Source organism: Agromyces humi (genome assembly GCF_009720255.1).
Classification (GTDB): domain Bacteria; phylum Actinomycetota; class Actinomycetes; order Actinomycetales; family Microbacteriaceae; genus Agromyces; species Agromyces humi.
This window is the reverse complement of record NZ_WJSP02000293.1, coordinates 1-4,778: the sequence shown is the minus strand read 5'-3', so window position 1 is coordinate 4,778 and position 4,778 is coordinate 1. Positions and strand designations below refer to the sequence as shown.

Below are 4,778 nucleotides of genomic sequence, written 5' to 3'. Positions count from 1 at the left end.
TCGCCGGTCGTTCGAGCGCGACTCCGGCCGCGAACGCCGCGGCGCTCGCGGAGTGGCCCGACGGGAACGACGGCGTGGCCGGATGCTTCGGCAGGCGACGGCCGATCGGCACGTCGGCCAGCAGCGGTCGGTCGCCGCCGAACACCTCCTTGGCGATGAGGTTCGTGAGGGCGCTGGCGCCGAGCAGGGAGAGCAGGCCGCGCACGGCGGCGCGGCGTCGTCCCGTCACGGCCAGCACGCCGGCGAGCGTCCACCACAGCACTCCCTTGTCGGCGAAGCTCGTGAGCTGCGTCCAGAAGCGGTCGACGTTGGGATGGGTGTGGCGCCGGTTCACGGCGCGGCCGGCCGCGGCATCCGCCCGCCTGACCCACTTCGGGAGGATGCGGGTGCGCTGGATCGCCACGCGGACGCTGGGAGCTGTCACGCCGCTCAGCGTAGGACCGGGCGTCGCGTGTGTCACACCGTTGCGCGCCGGGACGGAACCCGGTACGGCGCCCCAGCCCGGCCTCAGAGCAGGCCGAGCTCCATCGCCCGGGTGACCGCCCGGGTGCGGTCGTTCACCCCGAGCTTCTCGAACACGTGCAGCAGGTGCGTCTTCACCGTGGCCTCGCCGATGTACAGCTCGCGCGCGATCTCGGGGTTCGAGCACCCGTCGGCGACGAGGGTCAGCACCTGGAGCTCGCGCGGCGAGAGGGCCGGCGGGGCAGCGGATGCCGCGTCGGCCCGCACCCGTGAGACCAGCTTCGCGGCGATCGACGGGGCGAGCACGGTCTCGCCGGCGGCCACGGCCCGGATGCCCGCGAGGATCTCGGCCTGCGGCGCCGCCTTGAGCAGGTAGCCGCTCGCCCCGGCCTCGATCGCGGCGAGGATGTGGTCGTCGGTCTCGTACGTGGTGAGCACGAGCACGCGCGTGCCCTCGCCGGCGGCGACGATGCTCGCCGTGGCGCTGGCGCCGTCGACGCCCGGCATCCGCAGGTCCATGAGCACGAGGTCTGGGCGCTCGGATGCCGCGAGCTCGACGGCCTCCGACCCGTCGGCCGCCTCGCCCACGACCTCGATGCCCTGCGCCTGCTCGAGCAGCCCGACGATGCCGGCGCGCACGATGGGGTGGTCGTCGGCGACGACGATGCGGATGGGACGGGTCATGCGGCGCCTCCCATGGGCGTGGTCGGGTTCGGGCGGGTCGTCGGGTTCAGCCGTGTCGTCGGCTCCGTCTGGGCGGCGGGGGACGACCGCGGCACGACGACGCGCAGCCGCGCGCCCCCGCCGGCGCCGGGGCCGAACTCGAACGAGCCGCCGACCAGCGCGGCGCGGTCGCGGATGCCGGCGAGCCCGAAGCCGCGCTCGCCGGGTCGCGCGTCGCCCGGGCCGATGCCGTCGTCGGTCACCGTCAGCACCACGTCGCCACCTTCGGCCGCGAACGAGATCGCGGCGTGGCGGGCTCCCGCGTGCTTGCGCACGTTAGCGAGCGCCTCCTGGGCGGAGCGGAGCAGCACCACCTCGAGCTCGCGGTCGAGCCCCGAGGCATCCGCCGTCACCGTGACGACCACGCCGGTCTCGCGCTGGAACGACGTCGCGAGCCGCACCAGCGCGTCGGCGAGGCCGGCGTCGGCGCCGACGGGCGTGAGCGACGCGACGAGCCCCCGCGCCTCGGTGAGCGCCTCGCGGGCCATCTGCTCCATGAGTTCGATGTCACCGCGCACGGATGCCGCCGGCTCGCCCTCGACGGGTTCGAGGCGGTTGCCCGCGCGCTGCGCGACCATGACCAGGCCGGTGAGGCTCTGCGCGATGGTGTCGTGGATCTCGCGGGCGAGCCGCCCGCGCTCGTCGGTGACGCCCGCGTCGCGGTGCATGGCGGCGAGCTGCCCCTGTGCGGCCTGCAGCTCGTCGAAGAGTCGCGCCCGCTCCGCGCCGACCTCCGCGATGCGCGTGATCCAGAGGCCGAGGGCGATGCTGAAGCCGACCGACAGGATCGCGACGCCGAAGCCGGTGACGATCCCGGTGGGGCCTCCGTGCACGGTGTAGCCGACGACGATGCCGACGGCCACCATGATGTTCGCCGCGAGGGCGCTCTTGAGGCCCGGCGCCGTGACCCAGACGAACGGGTAGATGAACGCCTGGAGGATCGCGAACGACGGCTCGAAGGCCGTGCCCGCTGCGGTGATGCACGCGAACAGGAACGCGATGGCGAGGTGGTGCCCGAGGCTGGCGCCCTCCACGTATCGGCGCGCATACGCGAACCAGACGAGGAGGAACGCGCCGATGGTCGCCCAAGTGCCCCAGTCGGGCGGCCCGTATGGCGGGTCGATGAGCGACAGCACGACCGTGACGCTCGCGACGACGATCGCGGCGAGGTCCCACCATCGGACGGTGAACATGAGGTCACCCTCTCACGAGCGGGCGACGGGTGGCAGGTGGCGCCGACGGGCGTCCGGTTCCACGCGTCGCACGTCCGGCCTCACGCGTCGCGCCGGATCCACCGGAACGTGAGCCGGCTCACCACGAGTCCGATGACGAGCCATGCGAGGAGGGCGACGGCGACCCATCCGAGGTCCCAGGCGCCGTGCTGCTCGAGGGTCTCGAAGTCCTCGGGGAGGAACACGGCGCGCATGCCCTGCGCCATCCACTTCAGCGGGAAGATGCTCGCGATGTTCTGCATCCACTCGGGCAGCTGCGAGAACTGCAGGTAGACGCCCGAGATGAACTGCAGCACGAGCACGATGGGGATCACGACCGCGGTCGCGCTCTTGCCACTGCGGGGAACCGCCGAGAGGGCGATGCCGCAGAGCGCCGAGGTGGCGACGCCGAGCACGAACACCCAGGCGAACGTGAGCCACGCCTCGCTCGTGGTGGGCAGTGCGATGCCCAACAGGGTGCCGGCGACGAGCAGGAGCAGGCCCGCCTGGAGGACGGCGGTCACGAAGACCTGGCCGATCTTGCCGAGGAAGTACGAGACCGGTGAGAGCGGGGTGCCCCCGAGGCGCTTCAGGGTGCCGTCGCTCTTCTCGGTGGCGATGTCCACGGCGAGGTTCTGCACGCCCGACAGCAGCATGCCCGCGGCCAGCATCCCCGGCAGGTAGTAGGCGCCCACCGAGATGCCCTCCATCCCCGGGCCGGGCACGATGTCGCCCGAGGCGCTGAAGGCGGCGGTGAAGATGCCGAGCATGATCAGCGGGAAGAGGAACGTGAAGAACACGGCATCCGGCGAGCGGAAGTAGCCCTTGGTCTCGTAGCCGATGCGGGACGTGCCGAGGCGCAGCAGGCCCGGCCTGCCGAGGCCGCCGTGGGTGCGGGGCGAGCGGATGCCGCGTGCCTCCGCGTGTGCCGGCGAGCGACCGTCGGTGGTCGGGGTGGTCGTCGTGCCGCTCATGCGAGGGCCTCCTCGTCGTCGTGCGCGTCGGCGCCGGCCGCGTGCACCAGTCGCAGGTAGATGTCCTCGAGGCTCGGACGGATGACCTCGAGGGCGTCGGGCTCGCCGCCGTGCTCGGCGACGACGGAGGCCACGAGCTCAGCCGGTCGCTCGGTGCGCACCTCGCGGGGCGTGCCGTCGGGCTCCCGCCACCGCACGATGGGGACGCGCGCCTCCGCGCCGCCGAGCTCGTCGACACGGCCGACGTCGACGAGTCGTCCGCCAAGGATGACGCCCGCACGGTCACCGAGCTGCGCCGCCTCGTCGAGGTAGTGGGTGGTGAGCAGGATCGTGGTGCCCTCGGCCTTCATCGAACGGATGAGCTTCCAGAACTCACGGCGGGCCTCGGGGTCGAAGCCGGTGGTCGGCTCGTCGAGGAACAGCAGCTCGGGCCGCCCGATGATGCCGAGCGCCACGTCGACCCTGCGGCGCTGCCCGCCCGACAGCCGCGAGACGCGGGTGCGGGCCTTCGCCTCGAGGCCGACCGCGGCGATGACCTCGTCGACGTCGCGGGGGTCGGGGTAGAAGCCGGCGAAGTGCGCGAGCTGCTCGCGCACGGTGTGCACTCCCGACTCGGTCGCCGACTGCAGCACGATGCCGAGCCGCGCCTTCCAGTCGAGGTCGCCGCGTGCGGGGTCGACGCCGAGCACCTGTACCTCGCCGTCGGTGCGGAGGCGGTAGCCCTCGAGGATCTCCACGGTCGTCGACTTGCCGGCGCCGTTCGGCCCGAGCAGCGCGAAGGTCTCGCCGCGGGCGATGTCGAGGTCGAGGCCGTCGACGGCGGCGACCCCGCCGTACACCTTCCTGAGCCCGCGGATCCGCACCGCGACATCCGTGCCCGAGGGCAACCGGCCGGCCTTGGTGCCCGGTCCGGGCGCTGTCGTGTCCATGCTCCGAGCCTGCCGCGTCGACGGCCGCGCCGGAAGCCGTGGGGCGGTCGACTCGGGCATCCACCGATCGGTGGATGCCGCGCTCATGCCGTGCCCAGCTCCGTGAGCCGTCGCGCGAGGAAGCGGCGCTCCGGTGCAGTCGGCGCGAGGTCGATCGCAACCCGGTAGTGCGCCGCCGCCTCAGCCGGCCGACCGCTCCGGCGAAGCAGGTCGGCCTGCGCCGCGGGCAGCAGGTGGTAGCCCTGCAGTCGACCGGATGCCTCGAGCTCGCCGAGTTCGTCGAGCGCCTGCTCGACGTGGCCGGCCAGGCCATGCGCGACGGCGCGGTTGAGCTCGATGACCGGGGACGGCGTCGCCGCGAGGAGGGCGTCGTACCACGCCACGATCGCCGGCCAGTCGGTGTCGTCGGCGGTCCGCGCCCGCGCGTGCACCGCCTGGATCTCGGCCTGCACCCGGTACGGGCCGACCTCGGCAGGCCG

5 protein-coding genes and 1 pseudogene are annotated in these 4,778 nt (G+C 73.3%); all 6 read right to left on the bottom strand.

Going from position 1 to position 4,778, the window contains the following annotated elements; all coding sequences use genetic code 11:
- On the bottom strand, positions 1 to 424 hold a 424-nt coding region (locus GH736_RS17445), incomplete at its 3' end, for a phosphatase PAP2 family protein (RefSeq protein ID WP_159605597.1).
- Between the two features lie 83 nt (positions 425 to 507).
- Complete coding sequence (locus GH736_RS17440) at positions 508 to 1,146, bottom strand: response regulator (RefSeq protein WP_159605595.1); 639 nt, start codon at positions 1,144 to 1,146, stop codon at positions 508 to 510.
- Positions 1,143 to 2,378: a sensor histidine kinase gene (locus tag GH736_RS17435; RefSeq protein WP_159605593.1), complete on the bottom strand. Its 1,236-nt coding sequence runs from the start codon at positions 2,376 to 2,378 to the stop codon at positions 1,143 to 1,145. The genes GH736_RS17440 and GH736_RS17435 overlap by 4 nt, the downstream gene beginning before the upstream one ends.
- Positions 2,379 to 2,458: 80 nt before the next feature.
- Complete coding sequence (locus GH736_RS17430; RefSeq protein ID WP_159605591.1) at positions 2,459 to 3,370, bottom strand: ABC transporter permease; 912 nt, start codon at positions 3,368 to 3,370, stop codon at positions 2,459 to 2,461.
- Positions 3,367 to 4,299: an ABC transporter ATP-binding protein gene (locus GH736_RS17425; protein WP_159605589.1), complete on the bottom strand. Its 933-nt coding sequence runs from the start codon at positions 4,297 to 4,299 to the stop codon at positions 3,367 to 3,369. Before GH736_RS17425 ends, GH736_RS17430 begins: the two co-directional genes overlap by 4 nt.
- A gap of 83 nt (positions 4,300 to 4,382) precedes the next feature.
- A pseudogene (locus GH736_RS17420) lies at positions 4,383 to 4,778 on the bottom strand (RNA polymerase subunit sigma-24); the annotation flags it as partial.

Excerpts from the sequence above, each read along its gene's own strand:
- GH736_RS17440 (WP_159605595.1), bottom strand. The coding sequence starts at position 1,146 with ATGACCCGTCCCATCCGCATCGTCGTCGCCGACGACCACCCCATCGTG.
- GH736_RS17435 (WP_159605593.1), bottom strand. The coding sequence starts at position 2,378 with ATGTTCACCGTCCGATGGTGGGACCTCGCCGCGATCGTCGTCGCGAGC.
- GH736_RS17430 (WP_159605591.1), bottom strand. The coding sequence starts at position 3,370 with ATGAGCGGCACGACGACCACCCCGACCACCGACGGTCGCTCGCCGGCA.
- GH736_RS17425 (WP_159605589.1), bottom strand. The coding sequence starts at position 4,299 with ATGGACACGACAGCGCCCGGACCGGGCACCAAGGCCGGCCGGTTGCCC.